The sequence below is a fragment of the Stappia albiluteola genome (assembly GCF_014050225.1).
GTDB classification, from domain to species: Bacteria; Pseudomonadota; Alphaproteobacteria; order Rhizobiales; family Stappiaceae; genus Hongsoonwoonella; species Hongsoonwoonella albiluteola.
Genome location: NZ_JACFXV010000038.1, coordinates 45881 through 63768 on the forward strand (window position 1 = coordinate 45881; position 17888 = coordinate 63768).

The window sequence follows — 17888 nt, forward strand, 5'->3', positions numbered from 1 at the left end:
AATTCCCCACCGGGGCCACGCGAAATGGCCAGGCCGCCGTCACGATGCCTGGAGCCGCCTGGAGCGCTCCCGCCATTCGCCGATATCCACGGCCCTGTCGGGCAGGACGATCTCGAAGGTCGTCCCCGGACCCGGACGATCGACATGACGGATCACGCCGCCATGTGCCCGCACGAGTTCCGCGGCAATCGCAAGGCCAAGCCCGGTGCCGCCGCGCTTGGTGGAAGCCTGGAAGGGCTGGAACAGCGACTGACGGATCCTGTCGGGAATTCCCGGCCCCGTGTCGCTGACCCGAATGACCACGACGCCGCCTTCGCGCTCGCCCTCCACGCTGATGCGGCAGACAAGTGCCGGGTCAGATTTCGCCTCCAGCGCCTGCATGGCGTTGCGCACAAGGTTCATCAGCACCCGGAAGAGTTGCTCGGGGTCGGCATCCACTTCGATCCCGGCAACAACCAGGTTATCGAACTGGATCGCTTCGTGACCGGTCAGGCCGAGAATGTCGCCCACATCCTCCACCACCCGATTCAAACGTACCAGACGCCGCTCGGGCGGGGCTTCCTTGGTGCGGCCATAGGCAAGCACCGACTGGGTGTAGCCGATCGCCCGGTCAAGCGCCGCGATGATCTTCGGCGCAAGTCGCTTGGCGGTCGGGTCGGGGATACTTTCAAGGCTTTCGGAAAACAGCTGCGCGGAGGCCAGCAGATTGCGCAGGTCGTGATTGATCTTTGAGACGGCAAGCCCGAGATCGGCCAGGTGCCGTTGCTGGCCAAGCGTTTCCTTCAACGTCTCCTGCATCGACGCGAGACGGCTCTCGGCATCGCCGATCTCGTCGCGGCGGCGCGAAGGAACGATGATCCGCGACGCGTCGTCCGGCGCCTCGGCAAATCGTGCCATGGAAGTCGTCAGGCGCTGCATTGGCCGCAGGAACAGCCAGCGCAGGCTGAAATAGACCAGCGTCGCGGTGATCGCCGAGATGAATATGGAAAGCCCCAGGATGCGAACCGAAAAGGCCAGCATATCGTCGCGCAGCAGCTTTTCCGGCAACACCATGTCAACGCGTACGCCCGCCCCCATCTGGGACAGGCCAACCACCCGCATCAGGCCCGCCCCGTCGCTCAACAGGACGGCAAAACTTTCCGCGATGGCCCGTTGGGGCGACATCGCACTCATGTCCGCCGTGCTGTCGATGGTCAGAGGCGTCGGGCTGATGGCGATGAGCCGCCGGCGGCTGCCCTCATCGAGCGAAATGGCGACCGCGCCGGTCGAATTCAGCAACTCTTCCTGTAGCCGCTGCGTAACGGTGTTGGTTTCGACCAGCACCGTGGCGGCCACGCCTGCGGTCGTCAGCCGCTGGTTCAGCCAGTTGTTGCGGAAATTGGCGATCGAGGGGACGTAGATCATCACCTCGCTCAGCATCACGAAAAGAACCGTCAGCAGCAGCAGCTTTGCGGAGAGGCCGCCCCAGCGCGGGCGGTCGGCCCCCTCCCTTCGCGGGTTGTCGCCGCGCTCCGTTTGCGCCGGTTCGCCTGCTTCCTCTTTGCTCGCCGCTGCAGCCTCGGACTGCTCGTCCTCTGGCAGCGGATGCTTGCCGTCGCTTTCGCTCACCTAAGCACTTCTCCCGCGCCTTGTATCGGGCGCTGCAAACGGACGCTATCATCCTCTACGACACCGCATGCGTTGCGGCGCGGCTCGACATTTTTTGCCGCTTGCTGAAAATACTAACCGAACTTTGAGAGGAATCCCACGATCCGCCGCACCCACAGGTTTTTGGGCGCATCGGCGTAGTAGGAGATCGCCGCCCGCTTCACGACCTCGCTCAGTGTGGGATAGGGAGAGACGAAGCCCGCAAGCTGACCTACCTTGACGCCGCGCGACAGGGCAAGCGACAGCAGATTGACCACTTCGCCGGCCGCCGAACCGACGATTTCCGCCCCAAGAAGGCGCCCGCGCGGCCCGATCACGAGCTTGACCATCCCATCCGTGGTCCGCTCCGCGCGCGCCCGGTCATTTCCGCAATAGGCGGCCTTCACGACACGCACCCGATCCGCAAAACGGCTGCGTGCCTGCGCTTCGCTCAGACCGACCCCTCCGATTTCCGGGCTGGTGAAGGTCACCCGCGGCATCATGTCGCGATCGTCGCGAACGGGAAGGCGGAACAGGATCGACCGCACCACCAGGCCCGCGTGATAGCCGGCAACATGAGTAAACTGCAGGCCTCCCGCCACATCGCCGATCGCGTAGACCTTGCGATTGGAGGTGCGAAGTCCCTTGTCGACCGTTATTCCCCGCCTGTCGAAAGCGATGCCGGCCGCATCGAGGCCAAGATTTTCCACATTCGGACGCCGGCCGGTTGCCACAAGCAGATGGGATCCTTCGATCCTGCGCTCGTCTCCGCTGGCTTCGACAACAACCGCCGGTCCGGCACCACCTTCCTCGACCCGCACGACTTTCGCCTGCTCGAGGATTTCCACGCCTTCCGCGCGAACCCGATCGAGCACGATCGCCGCCAGTTCCGGATCGTCGCGACCCAGAGCCTTTTCCGCCTCGACCACCGTCACCTCCGCCCCCAGCCTGCGATGGGCTTGCGCAAGCTCGAGTCCGATCGGACCGGCGCCGATGATGATCAGGTGGTCGGGCAAGCGGGTGAGTTCGAAAACGGTCTCGTTGGTCAGATAGGCCGCCTTGTCGAGACCCGGAATCGGCGGAACCGCAGCGCGAGAACCGGTCGCGATGACAAATCGGCGCGCCTTGATCGTGGCGTCGCCTGCAACCACGGTCGACGGATCGACGAATCTCCCCTCCGCCTGGATCACAGTGACGCCGAGCCCCTCGAAACGTTCGACCGAATCGTGCGGGGCAATTCCGGCGATGACGTCATGCACATGGTCATGCACTTGCGCGAAATCGACGCGCAGGCCGTCCACATGAACCCCGAACTGCGCGCTCATGCGGGCGGCATGCGCACGCTCAGCGGCGGCGATAAGGGCCTTGGAAGGCACGCAGCCGTAGTTCAGGCAGTCTCCGCCCATCAAGCCCTTTTCCACCAGCACCACGTCGACGCCGAAGCTTGCCGCGGCCGCCGCGACCGTAAGCCCGCCCGAACCGGCGCCGATCACGCAGATGTCGGGGGTGAGGTTGCGCGCCATGCCTGATGTCCTTGATTTTGCTGATGGGAGAGGCGGCCGGGAGCGGCCTTTATTCGCCGCCGCGACGGCCGCCGCGAAGCTTCCTGATCACGACCGGCAGGAGGGAGACGATGCCAAGTGCTGCAAAGGCGATGATGATTTCCGGCGTCACCAGGGCAGCGATATCGACCCGGCAGCTGCCCGCCGCCGCGCAGCCCGGATTCGCCGCTTCCTGTGCTTCGATGATGCTGTCGAGGCCGGTTCCGACGAAGGAATAGGCGTAGGTGCCCGGCAGGATGCCGATGAAGGTCGCCCACGCGTAGACGCGCAGGCGAACATCGAAGAGAGCCGGCGCGATATTGACGAGCCAGAAGGGGAAGATCGGCGTCAGGCGCAGGAACAGCAGGTAGTTGAAGGCATCGTCCCGGAAGCCCTTCGCGAGGCGGTTGACGAACGGTCCGGCCTTGGCCTTCAGCGCAGCGCCGAGCGAACTGCGCGCTGCGAGAAAAATGCAGCATGCGCCGATGGTCGCCCCCACCGCCGTCAGCGTGCCGCCAAGGAACCAGCCGAACAGGAAGCCGCCGACGATGGTAAGAATGGATGCTCCCGGGAAGGAAAGGGCCACCGAGACGATGTAGATGGCGATATAGGTCAGCGCGGCGATCAGGAGATTGGCTTCGACGTAACCGACGAGCCGCGCTCGCTCCTTGATGAGCGTCGAAAGCGTGAGGTGGCGGTGCCACCCGAGCGCGAAGCCGATGGACATCAGCGCAACGATCGCCAGCAAGGGAAGCCAGCGCCGCAACCGGATCCAGAGGCCCTCGGTCATGACGTCCTTTCCCCCGGCACCCGCCATCGGGTCGCGGTCAGCCCGCATCGTTGAGCCCCCAGTCATAGGCGTAACCCGCCACACCATCCGCTTCCCGCAATTGTGAGGCAAGTCCCGATTCCGCGTAGGCCAGCCAATGGCGCCGGATCGCGGTTCCGTCCCCGAAATCCTCGGCGAACCAGTCGTAGATCCGCGACGCGGTTATGCGTCCGCCGTCGACCGTCAATCCGCGGGGATGGTTGACATAGGCTCTCGCGCCTTCATCCAGCATCGCCTCCAGCCGATCGCCGGAAAACGCCTGGCGCTGCAGGTTGGGACATCCGATCGACGCGCAATTGAGAGCATAGTGGACGCGGGGGTCGCCGAAATCCCGGCGAAGGATCCCGTGTTCGATATCGTCCAGGGACAGGCTGCGTCCCTCGACATTGACGAGTTCCTTCTTCCACGGCCCGCGGGCGAAGAAGCCGCCGCCGAGGTTGATGTCGCGGATCGAGGCGACCGGATAGTGATCGAGAATCACCCGGACCGTGAGCGCATTGTAGAGGTTGGCCCAGAAGGCGAATTGCTCCGCGCGGCCCAGGGCGGAAACCCGACTGGCCTGAAGGGAGGCTAGATAGTCGTCCAGAACCGCACCCGCCTCTTCCTTGAAGCGCGCATACCGCACGCGATTGATACCGTCCGGCGATTCGACGACATAGGTCTCCAACAGGGCCGTCCAGGCGTCGTGGCGGACCTGCGCCCGGGCGGGACGGGCGGCAAGGATGCAAAATACCGCCGCGCCGGCGCCGACGCCGGCCAGAAAATGGCGGCGTGACATTGCTGCGCCTCGCGTTCCCGCAGGCGCATCCGTTTCGCTGGCGTGTGGCGCCTTATTCGTCATGACCTCTCGCCATTGCAGGAACTCATCCGTTTGAAGCGGGCGTGCACCGATAAAATTCAGGTATCCCGGCCCTGTCGGAGGGAAGACGCCATTCTTTCTTTTGACAATGTAAGCAAGTATTTGCGCCAGCGGCGCCGCCTCACCCGGATTTGATGGCGAGAGAGGGGATAGTGACCGCATCCGCAGGGCACGGCATACCCGCCGGAATGCCGCCCTTGCGATTGACTTCGCCCCACCGCCCTCGTATAAGCGCGCACGACCGGGACATGCCGTCCATTCGGCCCTGGCCGGGCCGCGCGCTTTTGGCGTGTGGGTGGACGCTTTCCAGCACGAAATTTCAAGAAGCAGGGCCGCGCGCCCCCGCTCGCGCGGAGAAAGAACAATGAAGCGTACGTATCAGCCGAGCCGCCTTATCCGGAAGCGCCGTCATGGCTTCCGTGCCCGTATGGCAACCAAGAACGGCCGTCAGGTCCTGGCTCGCCGCCGTGCCAAGGGCCGCAAGCGTCTGAGCGCCTGAGGCCTGACGCATCCAGTTAGCCGGGAGGCGGGCTCGTGACGGACGAAGCATCGCGCAACCCCCTGCCGGTACTGAAAAAGCGCTCCGAGTTTCTTGCCGTGCAAAAGGGCGGCAGGCAACATCGGCGCGCTTTTGTGTTGCAGTCCCTCGTGCGCGGTTCCGCGGCCGATGCCGTGGCCGCGGAGGTCCCCGCCGGCGCCACGCGCGCGCGGGCTGGCCACGCACCGCAGGCGCGCGTGGGATATACGGTGACGAAGAAGGTGGGCAACGCGGTTGTCCGCAACCGCATCAAGCGCCGCCTCCGCGCCGCGATGGCCAAGGTAGGGGATTGCGCAAGGCCGGGCACCGACTATGTGATTGTCGGTCGGCAATCTGCGCTGACCCAGAAATTCACCGATCTGGCGACCGATCTGGCGCAATGCCTGCGCCAGGCCGGCAGCAAGGCTGAGGGCAAGGGAAGGTCAGGCAAGCCACGGGGACCACGACGCCCCGCGAAAGCCCGCGACGATCAACGCCGCTCCGACCGCTAGATCAGGCGCCGATTGAAGACAAAACGCCATTGAAAGGGTGACCGAGACCGATGGCCGAACACCGGAACACCATCCTCGCTATTGTGCTGTCGCTGATCGTCCTGCTCGGATGGCAATATTTCATTGCGGCACCGCAGATCGAACGCCAGCGCGCCCAGCAGCAGGAGCAGGTCGAAGCTCAAGGCGGTCAGGCACCGCAGGTTCAGTCGACCACGGAAGAAGGCGCACCGACTGTGCCGGGTGGAGCGCCTGCGACCGCCGCCGCTCCCGTCACCCGTGAAGCCGCACTCGCCGGTTCGCCCCGCATCTCGATCGACACACCGCGTGTTTCCGGCTCGCTCAACCTTGTCGGCGCCCGCATCGACGACCTCCGCCTCAAGGATTATCGCGAGACGGTCGATCCGAAGAGCCCGACGATCGTGCTCTTCTCGCCCAAGGGTGCGCCCGGCGCCTATTACGCTGAATACGGCTTCGTGGCGGAATCGGGCGCGAGCTTTGCCCTGCCCGGCCCGGATACGCGATGGTCCGCCCCCGAGGGGGCCGCGCTCGCCCCGGGCAAACCGGTTACGCTGACGTGGGACAATGGCGCAGGCCTCGTATTCTCGCGCACTTTCGAGATCGACGAGAACTATCTGTTCACCGTCACGCAGCAGGTCGAGAACAGGACCGGCCAGGCAGTGCGGCTTTACCCCTATGGCCTGATCACCCGTCATGGCACGCCCGAGACGGCAGGCTTCTATATCCTGCACGAGGGCATGATCGGTGTTTTCGGAGACGAAGGCCTGAGCGAGGTCAATTACGGAGACCTGGCCGAGGACGGCGAAGTGAAGCCTGAAAAGGTCGACCAGGGCTGGCTCGGCATTACCGACAAGTATTGGGCGGCGACCCTTATCCCGACGCCGGGCGAGACCTTCCAGCCGCGTTTCTCCTACGTGGCCGGTGCCGACAATTTCCAGGCCGACTATCTCGGCAATCCGATCGAGATCGCGGCCGGTGCCTCCGGAACCATCTCTTCGAGCCTGTTCGCCGGCGCCAAGCAGAAATCGCTGCTCGATGCCTATCAGGAAACGGTCGGCGTGCAGCAGTTCGACCTGCTCATCGACTGGGGCTGGTTCTATTTCCTGACCAAGCCAATGTTCTTCGTCATCGACTGGCTTTTCAAGGTGGTCGGCAATTTCGGCGTCGCCATCCTGCTTGTCACGGTCCTTGTGAAGCTGGTCTTCTTCCCGCTTGCCAACAAGTCATACGTCTCCATGAGCAAGATGAAGCTCGTGCAGCCGCAGATGACGGAGATCCGCGACCGCTTCAAGGATGACAAGGCCAAGCAGCAGCAGGCCCTGATGGAGCTCTACAAGAAGGAAAAGATCAATCCTCTGGCCGGCTGCCTGCCGATCTTGATCCAGATTCCGGTCTTCTTCTCGCTCTACAAGGTGCTTTTCGTCACCATCGAGATGCGGCACGCGCCCTTCTTCGGCTGGATCCAGGATCTGTCCGCTCCGGACCCGACGTCCATCTTCAACCTGTTCGGCCTGATCCCCTGGACGGTACCCGCATTCCTGCTGATCGGCGTGTGGCCGCTCATCATGGGCGTCACCATGTTCGTCCAGATGAAGATGAACCCGACTCCCACCGATCCGACCCAGCAGATGATCTTCAACTGGATGCCGATCATCTTCACCTTCATGCTGGCTTCCTTCCCAGCCGGACTGGTAATCTACTGGGCCTGGAACAACTTCCTGTCGATCGCGCAGCAATACGTCATCATGCGGCGCCAGGGCGTGAAGGTGGAGCTTTGGGGCAACCTGAAAAGCACCTTCAAGCGCGACGCGGCCGCAGGCGGCAAGAGTTAGGGGCACGCCTCTGACCGGCATCGAACACGCCGGAGGCGGCGAACAATCCGCCTCCGGACCGCACAGTCGGAGAACCGGGACAATGATCCACTGAGCCTGAGGGAAATTCCCTCGCGCAGGAAGGCGGCCGAAGACGGCCGCTGAAGGCGTTTCAGCATCGAAGGCTCATTGGAGGTGCCATGCCCGGTCCCGATCCGGATATTCGCCATCCGTTCAACGGCGAAGCCCATACCGTCTTTCTCAGGTCCGTCGTCACCAGACCGACGATCATAGTCGGCGATTACAGCTACTATCACGACCCGGACCATGCGGCGGAGTTCGAGAACCGCAACGTTCTCTACCATTTCGATTTCGTCGGCGACCGGCTCATCATCGGTCGATATTGCGCGCTGGCGACGGGATGCCGTTTCATCATGAACGGCGCCAATCACGTAACCTCCGGCTTCTCGACCTATCCGTTCAACATCTTCAGCGAGGATTGGGCGGCCGGGTTCGATCCCGCCACCTACGCGGAAGGCTATCGCGGCGACACGACGGTCGGCAACGACGTCTGGATCGGTCGCGACGCCACGATCCTGCCGGGTATCACGATAGGCGATGGTGCGATCGTCGCAGCCTGCAGCGTCGTCTCGGCCGACGTGCCGGCCTACGCGGTTGCCGCCGGCAATCCCGCCCGCGTCGTCCGCCACCGCTATCCGCCGGAGATCGTCGAAATGCTCCTCGAAATCGCCTGGTGGCACTGGCCGGTTGAAAAAGTCACGCGGCATCTGGATGCCATTCGCGGCAGGGATCTGGAGAAGCTGAAGCGTGCAGCCGCGGAAGATTGACGGTTTCGGCACTCAATACGCTCGACGCACACGCTACCGGTCGATAAAAGGCGATCCATGGACGATCAAACCGACGATACCGCGGCCCGCCTTGAAGCCGGCCGCCTGTTCTTCTCCAGGCCCTGGGACTTTGTCACCAGCGTCGCGGAGATCCACCAGCTTCCCGAAACCGACAAGATCGAGGTGGCCTTCGCCGGCCGCTCGAATGTCGGCAAGTCGAGCCTGATCAACGCCCTGACCGGCCGCAAGGGACTGGCGCGCACGTCCAATACGCCCGGCCGCACCCAGCTTCTCAACTTCTTTACCGCTCCCGAAGCGACGCTGACGATCGTCGACATGCCCGGTTACGGATATGCGCAGGCGCCGCGCGACCTGGTCGATGCCTGGACGGACCTCGTCTTCGCCTATCTGCGCGGCCGGCCAGCATTGCGCCGCGTCCTCCTCCTGGTCGACAGCCGCCACGGCCTGAAGAAGAACGACCTCGAGGCAATGGGCATCCTGGACAAGGCCGCAGTGAACTATCAGGTCGTGCTGACCAAGGCCGACAAGATCAAGCCCGGTGCATTGGCCCGGTTGAAGGACGAAACGGCCGCACAGATCCTGCGCCGTCCGGCAGCCCATCCCGAAATCATCGCGACCTCTTCCGAAAAGGATTGGGGCATCGACGAACTCCGCGCCGAACTGGCCGCCCTCGTGGGCTGAGCGACCCGTCTGCGCTGCCGGGTTGGTGCGGGATACAGCTCCGGGATTTTAATTTCGTCTAAACGACCTCGCTGTAATTTGCGCCCGAGCAATTGTGCAAACCGGGGCGACAGGAGCGAATGGCGCATACTCGCTTACCGTTCGGATGGAACCGTCCGGGCGCCAGGAAGTCGCTGCGCATGCGAACCGCCGGCAGGGCATCGCCTTGCAACAATGAGCCGCACTCCCAGTCCGCCGCCGCAGGTACTTCCTCCGCGCATGCCAAGGCGCCGCTTCAGTCCTCGGGCACGGTGGACCTTGCCAGCATCGGCCTGCTCGACGCTGCACCCGATGCCGATCTGGACCGAATCGCAAGGCTCGCTGCGGAAGCAGCCGGCACGGAACGCGCTTTCATCAGCTTCCTTCAGGGCGATCTCGTGCGCGTCATCGCCTCCCACGGCAGTTCGGTGAGAGAAGCGCCGGCCGCCACGTCGATCTGCGCCGAGACCTCCCGCCGGCAGGAAACCCTCATCATCCCGGATCTCGCGGCCGATCCGCTCTATGCGGAGTTGCCCCAGGTCGCACAGGAGGACGGCAACCGCTTCTACGCCGGCTTTCCGATCAGCATCGATGAACGGAATGCGATCGGCACGCTTTGCGTGATCGACCGCGAGGCGCGCCCGGACGGACTTGCGCCGGCCACGATCCGCGAGCTGGAAGACCTTGCGCAGCTCGCGATGCGTATTCTGACATCCCACCAGCAGAATTCCCGCTGGCAGGAATTCATGGCGATCGCCGCCGACTGGATATGGGAGCAGGACGCGGATTTCCGCTTCGTCTATTTCTCCGATTCCATCAGCGATAGCGGCATCGATCGCTCCTACTTCCTTGGCAAGACACGCTGGGAAGTGCTGGCCCGGCCGGGCGAGGACGAAGCGTTCTGGATCGAGCATCGCGCGATGCTGGAGGCGCATGAGCCCTTCGAGGATTTCCGCTACCGATGGGAATATAACGGCGCGATCCGCTACACCTCCATCAGCGGTCGTCCGGTCTTTTCCAACGAAGGTACATTTCTCGGCTATCGCGGCTCGTCGCGAGATGTCACCGCCGAGGAGGTCGCACGCCGGGAAGTGGAGCATCTCGCCCACCACGACCCGCTGACGGGGCTTGCGAACCGGGCCACATTCGAGTCACAGCTTGCCGACCAGCTGTTGACCTGGCAGGAGACCGGCGTCAGCGCGACGGTACTCCTGCTGGACCTCGACCACTTCAAGCGGACGAACGATACCATCGGGCATTCCGGCGGCGATGCGCTTCTTGTAGAAGTTGCCCGCCGTCTCAAGGAGTGCTCCAGCCCGGCAGCCACCATTGCCCGGATCGGCGGCGACGAATTCGCGATCCTCGAACCATCCCTGTCGCGCAACGGCGCGGCAAGGGAATTCGCTTCCACGATCGTCCAGGCGTTATCGAAGCCCTATGACCTGGGCGAGCGCATCGAAAGCGGCTGCAGCATCGGGATTGCGGTCCTGCCAGATCACGGCGCCACGCCATCCCAGATCATGGGCAATGTCGACCTCGCGCTTTACGACGCCAAGTCGGCAGGGCGCGGCCGGTCGAGCTTCTTTCACCCCGACATGCGGCGCGAGGCGGATCGCCGCCACGATATCGCCCGCGAGCTGGCGAATGCCCAGACCTACGGTCAGTTCACGCTTCTCTATCAGCCGGTCGTCCGGCTTCCCAATGAAGATATCTGCGGTGTCGAGGCACTGTTGCGCTGGAACCATCCGGTGCGTGGCCAGCTGTCGCCAAGCGCCTTTCTGGGCGTGTTGGAGACAAGCCGGCACGCCGCCGATATCGGCTATTGGGTTCTCGAGCGCGCCTGCATGGAGGCGGGATCCTGGCTTGCGGGCGCAGGGCGGGACAGTCGGCTGGCGGTCAATCTTTTCTCCGCCCAGCTGCGCGATCCGGCGCTGGTTTCCCAGGTGCGCGCGATCCTCGACAAGACCGGCTTCGACGGCAGGCAGCTGGAGCTTGAAATCACCGAGGACGTCTTCCTCAATCAGGCGGACGACCTGCTCGACACGTTGGGCGGGCTGAAGCGGCTTGGAATCTCGCTCGCTCTCGACGATTTCGGCACCGGTTTCGCCTCGCTCAGCCACCTGCTGCAATTTCCCGTCGACCGTATCAAGATCGACCGGCAGTTCGTCCACGGCCTCGGCCGCAACGTCGATTACGGCAAGGTCACCAACGCGCTGGTCAAGCTTGCGCTGGAACTCGGACTGAAGGTCACGGCGGAAGGAATCGAGAGCGAGGAACAGCGCAATTTCCTCCGCCTCATCGGCTGCAATGACGTGCAGGGCTACTATTACGCCAAGCCCCTGCCGGCATCGCAAATCAGCACGCTGCTCGCCGAACCGGGCCCGCGGCTCGCCGGCATGAAGCGCCTTTGAGCAGCCTCAATGCGCCGGCCGAAGATGCCGCTGCGGATTGAGAAGGCCGGGCAAAAGGTCTATAGACCGGGGTTCATTCGCCAGGATCGACCAGCAGAGCCGTCATGACCGTTACCGACACGCAGAACCCCGCCCAAGTCATCTCCAAGGCCCTGCCCTACATGCTGCGCTACGACGATCAGGTGGTCGTCGTGAAATATGGCGGCCATGCCATGGGTGATCCCGAACTCGGCAAGGCTTTCGCGCGCGACATCACCCTGCTTCGCCAGTCCGGGGTTCTTCCCGTCGTCGTCCATGGCGGCGGTCCGCAGATCGGCAGCATGCTGGACCGGCTCGGCATCAAGAGCGAGTTCAAGGGCGGCCTTCGCGTCACCGACAAAGCGACGGTGGAAGTGGTGGAGATGGTGCTTGCGGGCGCCATCAACAAGGAAATCGTCCAGCTTATCAACGTGGAAGGCGGTCGCGCGGTCGGGCTTTGCGGGAAGGACGGCAATCTCGTCACGGCCGAGAAGCTGCACCGCACCCATCGCGATCCCAATTCCTCCATCGAGCAGATCCTGGATCTCGGCTTCGTCGGCGAGCCGGTCGAGGTCAAGCCGAAGGTGCTGGAACTGGTCATGAAGGAGGAATTGATCCCGGTGGTAGCCCCGGTCGCTCCGGGGCGGGACGGCGAGACCTACAATGTCAACGCCGATACCTTCGCCGGCGCCATTGCCGGCGCCCTCAACGCCAAGCGGCTCCTGTTCCTGACCGACGTGCCCGGCGTGCTTGACCGCGAGGGCAAGCTGATCAAGGAACTGACCGTTTCCCAGGCGAAGGCATTGATCGAGGACGGCACGATTTCGGGCGGCATGATCCCGAAGGTGGAGACCTGCATCGAGGCTTTGGCGCGCGGCGTGGAAGGCGTCGTCATCCTGAACGGCAAGGTGGCGCATTGCGTGCTGCTTGAGCTGTTCACCGAACATGGCGCCGGAACGCTGATCAGGCCGTGAGCGACATCCCCTTCATTTCTTCCGAGGGACCGCACGCACATCTCAACGACCTGCGCGCGTTTCAGGGCGTGGAAGCGTGGGTCTTCGATCTCGACAACACGCTCTACCCGGCGCATGTCGATCTTTTCGCGCAGATCGACGAACGCATCTCCAATTACGTCTCGCGCCTGCTCGGCATCGCCAAGGAAGAGGCGCGCATCAAGCAGAAGGAATTCTATCGCGACTACGGCACGACACTGCGCGGACTGATGAACGAGCACAAGATCGATGCGGACGAATTCCTGAACTACGTCCACGACATCGACTATTCGCCGGTACCGCCCGATCCGGAACTGGAAGCCCAGATCGCCGCCCTGCCGGGGCGCAAATACATCTTCACCAACGGCGACCGCCCGCATGCGGAACGCACCGCCGCCCGCCTCGGCGTGACGAAGCATTTCGAGGAGATTTTCGACATCGTCGCAGCCGGCCTGCTGCCGAAGCCGAACCGGGAAACCTACGACCGCTTCCTCAAGCGCACCGGCGTTTCGCCTGCCCGCGCCGCCATGTTCGAGGACCTGTCGCGCAATCTTGCCGTGCCGCACCGTCTCGGCATGCGCACGGTGCTCGTCGTGCCCGAGGGCACGCGCGAGGTCTTCCGCGAGGATTGGGAGATGGAAGGCGACGAGGCTCCGCACGTGGAATTCGTCACCGACAGCCTGTCCGGCTTCCTGAAGGCGGTGAACGGCGTTATCCGGGCCGGCTAGCCAATACGGCTAGCGCCCGAGGAGCAGCAGCACGATCCCGCCTGCGATCATCGTGCAGCCGATCACGTCGAGGCGGCTTACCCTCTCCCGGAAGATGAACCAGGACGCGAGGAAGGTGAAGACCAGCTCTATCTGGGCGAGCGCCCTGACATAGGCCACCTTCTGCAGAGTCATCGCCGTAATCCACCCCGCCGAGCCGAGCACGCCGACGAAACCGACCCAGACGGCGATACGCCAGTGGACCAGGCTCGCGGTCAATTGCTCCGGTTCCCGCCAGCGCATCCATGCCGCCATCACGACAGTCTGGAACAGCGTGACGAAGGCGAGCGTGAAAGCCGCCTGCATCAGAAAATTCGGCCCGCCCAGCGACAGCGAGGCGAAGCGGTAGCTGGCAGCCGATGCGCCGAAAGCGGCCGCGGACGAAAGCCCGATCATTGCCGGTCGGCCCATCACGGACGCCGAGAGCGACCGCCAGGATAGCGGCGCATGGGCGACGGAAATCACCGCAACGCCGAGAACGCCGATCAGGATCGCCAGCAGCGCAACGGGCGTCACCGTTTCGCCCAGGATCAGCAGGCCGAAGATCGCCGCCTGCACGGGCTCCGTCTTGGAATAGGCCGTGCCGACCGCGAAATTGCGGAACGAGAACAGGTGCACCAGCAGGAAGGTTGCCAGGATCTGGAATATCCCGCCGGCTGCCCCCGCAATGAAGAAATCCATCCCCGGAACGGGGAACGGATGGCCAAGGCCTTCATGCAGGAAGAAGAGATAGATCAGCGCGAAGGGAAAACCGTAGCCGAAGCGGATGAAGGTCGCCCCGGTCGTGCCGAGTTTGCCTTTCAGATGCTTTTGCAGCGCCGAGCGCAGATTCTGGCAAAAGGCAGCGGCAATGGTGATCGGGATCCACAATTCCATGGGGGACCTGTATCGGAAGACGTGCGTCGGCAGGAAGGCGACTGCCTGTTTAATGCATGTCTCCCGAAAGTGGCTACCGGTTTCGGGCTGCGCGACGCATCAAACGGCGTATTACGGCATGGCAGGCCGCTTTACCGACAATAGCGGCCTGCATTGGCCGGTTCGCCGCCTTTCGGTTGACACCTGCCCGTCGCGGCGCTTACTTCCGCCGAAACGAATGCCATCGAGCGGGAGCCTTTGCCCATGACCCATGCCCATCCGGATCTTGCCGCCCTCGCAAGCACCATCGACACCGCCTTCGACAATCGCGACGAGGTGACGATCCGCACCACCGGCGCAGTGCGCGAGGCGGTGGAGACGACGCTCGATCTTCTCGATCGCGGCGTCCTGCGCGTGGCCGAAAAGAAGGATGGCAACTGGGTCGTCAATCAATGGGCGAAAAAGGCGGTTCTGCTCTCCTTCCGCCTCAACCCGATGACCGTCATCAAGGGCGGTCCCGGCGAAGCCGTGTGGTGGGACAAGGTTCCCTCCAAGTTCGACGGCTGGTCGGCCAATGAATTCGAGGCCGCCGGCTTCCGCGCCGTGCCGAACTGCACCGTGCGCCGCTCCGCCTTCATCGGCAAGGGCGTGGTGCTGATGCCGTCCTTCGTCAATCTTGGCGCCTTCATCGACGAAGGCACGATGGTCGACACCTGGGCGACCGTCGGTTCCTGTGCCCAGATCGGCAAGAACGTGCACCTGTCGGGTGGCGTCGGCATCGGCGGCGTGCTGGAGCCGCTGCAGGCCGGTCCGGTCATCATCGAGGACAACTGCTTCATCGGCGCACGTTCGGAAGTGGTGGAAGGCGTCGTGGTGCGCGAGGGCGCGGTGCTTTCCATGGGCGTCTTCATCGGCGCGTCGACCAAGATCATCGACCGCGAGACCGGCGAAGTCTTCGTCGGCGAGGTGCCGGCCTATTCCGTCGTGGTGCCGGGTTCCATGCCGGGCAAGCCGCTGCCGGACGGCCGCCCCGGCCCGAGCCTCTACTGCGCCGTCATCGTCAAGCGCGTGGATGCGCAGACCCGCGCCAAGACCGCGATCAACGAGCTTCTGCGCGACTGATCCTTCAAAACGGCCCTCCGGCGCAGCGGCGGTCGCCGTGGTGCCGGATCGCTCTGCGCTCTTTGAAGACAGGACGCAAGCTGGTAGACACCGGTCCATGTTATCGCCCGTTCCCCATCAAGGCCCCAACAGCATCTTCTGGCTCCTTCTCAATCCGATCGGAAGGATCTCGCGGGAGCCCTATTGGCTGGGTTTCGCGCTGATGTGGGCGCTGATCGGCATTCCGATCAACATCTGGCTGCGATCCGTCGATTTCGCCGCCGTCGAACGCCTGTCGCTCGAGGATTTCGTCAATTCCAATCCGCTGATCCCCTTGCTGCTCTTTGCCACGCAATGGGTGCAACTGGCACTGGTGATCAAGCGGCTGCAGGATTGCGGCCTGACCGGTTTTCTCGCCATCTTCACTTTCGTGCCACTGTTCAACATCCTCTTTATCATCGGCCTCGGCCTCATTCCCGGCGAAGCTAAGCCCAACCGCTACGGGCCTGGACCGAATTCGCGCTGGCGAAGGCCCGGCCGCACCTGACATTGCCCATTCGAGAGGCCGTCGCTTTCATGACCGAACCGCTTTCGCCCGCCGTCACCATCTGCCGCGACCTGATCCGCTGCCCGTCCGTGACGCCGAACGAGGGCGGTGCATTGACCGTGCTGGAAAAGCTCCTTTCGGCGAACGGCTTCACCGTCTCGCGCGTCTTCTTTCGCGAGGAGGGAACGCCGGACGTGGAAAACCTCTTCGCGACGATCGGCTCCGGGAGCCCGCACCTTGTCTTTGCCGGTCATACGGACGTGGTTCCGGCCGGCGACGAAGAGGCCTGGTCGGCGCCGCCCTTCTCCGGCGAGATCGTCGACGGCACGCTCTACGGGCGCGGCGCCGTGGACATGAAGGGCGGGATCGCCTCCTTCGCCGCGGCGGCCCTTGAGTTCGTGCGCAACCGGGGCGCCGATTTCGGCGGCACCATCTCCTTCCTCATCACCGGCGACGAGGAAGGTCCGGCGATCAACGGCACCGTCAAGCTGCTCGACTGGGCGCAAAAGGCCGGTCATCGCTTCGACGCGGCCATCGTCGGCGAACCGACGAACCCGCAGAGCCTGGGCGACGCCATCAAGATCGGCCGGCGCGGCTCGCTCTCGGGGCAATTGACGGTGACCGGCATCCAGGGCCATGTCGCCTATCCGCATCTGGCGAAAAACCCTATCTCGCTGCTCCTGCGCCTGACGTCGGCTCTCGACACGCTGCAACTCGACGCTGGCAACGAACGGTTCGAACCGTCGAACCTGGAAATCGTCACGATCGACGTCGGCAATCCGGCCTTCAACGTCATCCCCCGCAAGGCGGAGGCGCGCTTCAACATCCGCTTCAACGACGAATGGACGCTGGAGAGCCTGAAGGCGAAGATCGTCGAGACGCTCGACGCCGCTGCTGACGGCGCCCCCTACGAACTGGCCTTCCGCCCGGATGCGAGCCAGAGCTTCCTGACGCGCGACGAACGCCTTATCGACGCCCTGTCGGTCTCCATCGAAGCGAAGACCGGACGCCGGCCGGCGCTTTCCACCGGCGGCGGCACGTCGGATGCCCGCTTCATAAAGAACTACTGTCCGGTGGTGGAATTCGGCCTCGTCGGCCAGACGATGCACCAGGTCGACGAGCGCGTGGACATCCGCGATCTCGACGCGCTTGCCGCCATTTACGGCGACTTCCTCGAGCGGTATTTCCCGCAAGGCTGATTTCTGCAGGACAGGAGTACCGGGCAGGTGCTGACCGGGGAAGAAATCCGACGTTCGTTTTTTGCTGCCTGGGCGCTCTTCAAGGGGCAACCCGAGGGCATGCGCGACTTCGACCTGAGCGTCACAGGCTTCTGGCGCTCCTTCCTCGTCTACTTCCTGCTGCTGCCGCCCTTCTTCCTGTCCGCGCTTGCCGAACGCAAGCTGATCTTCGAAAACGGCAGGCGATTGACCGGCGACTATACCGACGGCCTTTTCTTCACGTCACAGGCCGTCGGCGCGACCGTCGACTGGCTTCTGCTGCCAACCGTGCTGCTCGCGCTGGCCCGCCCCCTCGGCATACAGCGCGGCTATGTGCCTTTCGTCATTGCCCGCAACTGGTCCTCCCTCGTCGCTGCCATAGCCTATACCGTTCCGGCTCTTCTCTACCTCATCGGCATCCTGTCGGCGGGACTGATGATCTTTCTGACCTTCGTCGCCATGGTCGTGGTGCTGCGTTACCGCTACTTCATAGCCCGCGTCGCCCTCGACGCTCCGGTCGGACTTGCAGTCGGCGTTGTCGCGCTCGACTTCCTGCTCAGCGTCATGATCGGTGTGATGCTGAGCCGCATCACCGGCATCTGAACTGGCATCTGATCGGATTTTTCGCTCCTGCCGCGCTTCGCGTTCCTTCGCCAATGCGGGAATACTACGGATCAAAAAGCCCTTGAGCCGGCTCTC

Annotated in this window: 17 protein-coding genes; 12 read left to right on the plus strand and 5 right to left on the minus strand. The window is 63.7% G+C overall.

Annotated features, from left to right (window positions below; genetic code table 11):
- Positions 1 to 39 precede the first annotated feature (39 nt).
- From H2509_RS03575 to H2509_RS03590, 4 genes are all read right to left on the minus strand, one after another.
- Entirely contained in the window at positions 40 to 1608 is a 1569-nt protein-coding gene (locus H2509_RS03575; RefSeq protein WP_328804965.1) for a HAMP domain-containing sensor histidine kinase, read from the minus strand.
- Between the two features lie 113 nt (positions 1609 to 1721).
- Positions 1722 to 3149, minus strand: a complete 1428-nt coding sequence (locus H2509_RS03580) for a dihydrolipoyl dehydrogenase family protein (RefSeq protein WP_182162374.1) — start codon at positions 3147 to 3149, stop codon at positions 1722 to 1724.
- A gap of 49 nt (positions 3150 to 3198) precedes the next feature.
- Entirely contained in the window at positions 3199 to 3957 is a 759-nt protein-coding gene (locus tag H2509_RS03585; RefSeq protein ID WP_235974666.1) for a TVP38/TMEM64 family protein, read from the minus strand.
- 37 nt (positions 3958 to 3994) lie between these two features.
- Entirely contained in the window at positions 3995 to 4774 is a 780-nt protein-coding gene (locus H2509_RS03590) for a DUF547 domain-containing protein (RefSeq protein ID WP_182162376.1), read from the minus strand.
- A 445-nt stretch (positions 4775 to 5219) separates the two neighbouring features.
- Between H2509_RS03590 and rpmH the strand changes: the two genes are divergently transcribed.
- The 8 genes from rpmH (at position 5220) to H2509_RS03630 (ending at position 13430) form a co-directional block, all read left to right on the plus strand.
- Positions 5220 to 5354: a 50S ribosomal protein L34 gene (gene rpmH, locus H2509_RS03595; RefSeq protein ID WP_182162378.1), complete on the plus strand. Its 135-nt coding sequence runs from the start codon at positions 5220 to 5222 to the stop codon at positions 5352 to 5354.
- Between the two features lie 35 nt (positions 5355 to 5389).
- Positions 5390 to 5884, plus strand: a complete 495-nt coding sequence (gene rnpA / locus H2509_RS03600; protein ID WP_328804967.1) for a ribonuclease P protein component — start codon at positions 5390 to 5392, stop codon at positions 5882 to 5884.
- Between the two features lie 50 nt (positions 5885 to 5934).
- Positions 5935 to 7734, plus strand: coding sequence for a membrane protein insertase YidC (yidC, locus tag H2509_RS03605; RefSeq protein WP_182162380.1), 1800 nt, complete (start codon positions 5935 to 5937; stop codon positions 7732 to 7734).
- Between the two features lie 179 nt (positions 7735 to 7913).
- On the plus strand, positions 7914 to 8561 hold the full coding sequence (locus H2509_RS03610) for a CatB-related O-acetyltransferase (protein WP_182162382.1): 648 nt from the start codon (positions 7914 to 7916) through the stop codon (positions 8559 to 8561).
- A gap of 57 nt (positions 8562 to 8618) precedes the next feature.
- Positions 8619 to 9263, plus strand: a complete 645-nt coding sequence (gene yihA / locus H2509_RS03615) for a ribosome biogenesis GTP-binding protein YihA/YsxC (protein ID WP_182162384.1) — start codon at positions 8619 to 8621, stop codon at positions 9261 to 9263.
- A gap of 179 nt (positions 9264 to 9442) precedes the next feature.
- Complete coding sequence (locus H2509_RS03620; RefSeq protein ID WP_182162386.1) at positions 9443 to 11692, plus strand: putative bifunctional diguanylate cyclase/phosphodiesterase; 2250 nt, start codon at positions 9443 to 9445, stop codon at positions 11690 to 11692.
- A gap of 104 nt (positions 11693 to 11796) precedes the next feature.
- Positions 11797 to 12684 (plus strand): acetylglutamate kinase, encoded by an 888-nt coding sequence (argB, locus tag H2509_RS03625; protein WP_182162388.1) that lies wholly within the window; start codon positions 11797 to 11799, stop codon positions 12682 to 12684.
- 5 nt (positions 12685 to 12689) lie between these two features.
- The gene (locus H2509_RS03630; RefSeq protein ID WP_408022661.1) at positions 12690 to 13430 is read left to right on the plus strand and encodes a pyrimidine 5'-nucleotidase; all 741 of its coding nucleotides are present in this window, start codon (positions 12690 to 12692) and stop codon (positions 13428 to 13430) included.
- Between the two features lie 9 nt (positions 13431 to 13439).
- Here the strand turns inward: H2509_RS03630 and H2509_RS03635 are convergent, their stop codons facing one another.
- Positions 13440 to 14345, minus strand: coding sequence for a DMT family transporter (locus H2509_RS03635; protein WP_182162392.1), 906 nt, complete (start codon positions 14343 to 14345; stop codon positions 13440 to 13442).
- 243 nt (positions 14346 to 14588) lie between these two features.
- Between H2509_RS03635 and dapD the strand changes: the two genes are divergently transcribed.
- The 4 genes from dapD to H2509_RS03655 all read left to right on the plus strand — a co-directional run bounded on the left by dapD (position 14589) and on the right by H2509_RS03655 (position 17792).
- Positions 14589 to 15446, plus strand: a complete 858-nt coding sequence (gene dapD / locus H2509_RS03640) for a 2,3,4,5-tetrahydropyridine-2,6-dicarboxylate N-succinyltransferase (protein ID WP_182162394.1) — start codon at positions 14589 to 14591, stop codon at positions 15444 to 15446.
- 97 nt (positions 15447 to 15543) lie between these two features.
- On the plus strand, positions 15544 to 15972 hold the full coding sequence (locus H2509_RS03645) for a DUF805 domain-containing protein (protein WP_182162396.1): 429 nt from the start codon (positions 15544 to 15546) through the stop codon (positions 15970 to 15972).
- A 29-nt stretch (positions 15973 to 16001) separates the two neighbouring features.
- A complete protein-coding gene (dapE, locus tag H2509_RS03650) occupies positions 16002 to 17171 on the plus strand; it encodes a succinyl-diaminopimelate desuccinylase (protein ID WP_182162398.1) in 1170 nt (389 codons plus the stop codon).
- 27 nt (positions 17172 to 17198) lie between these two features.
- Positions 17199 to 17792, plus strand: coding sequence for a hypothetical protein (locus tag H2509_RS03655; RefSeq protein ID WP_182162400.1), 594 nt, complete (start codon positions 17199 to 17201; stop codon positions 17790 to 17792).
- Positions 17793 to 17888: the final 96 nt, after the last annotated feature.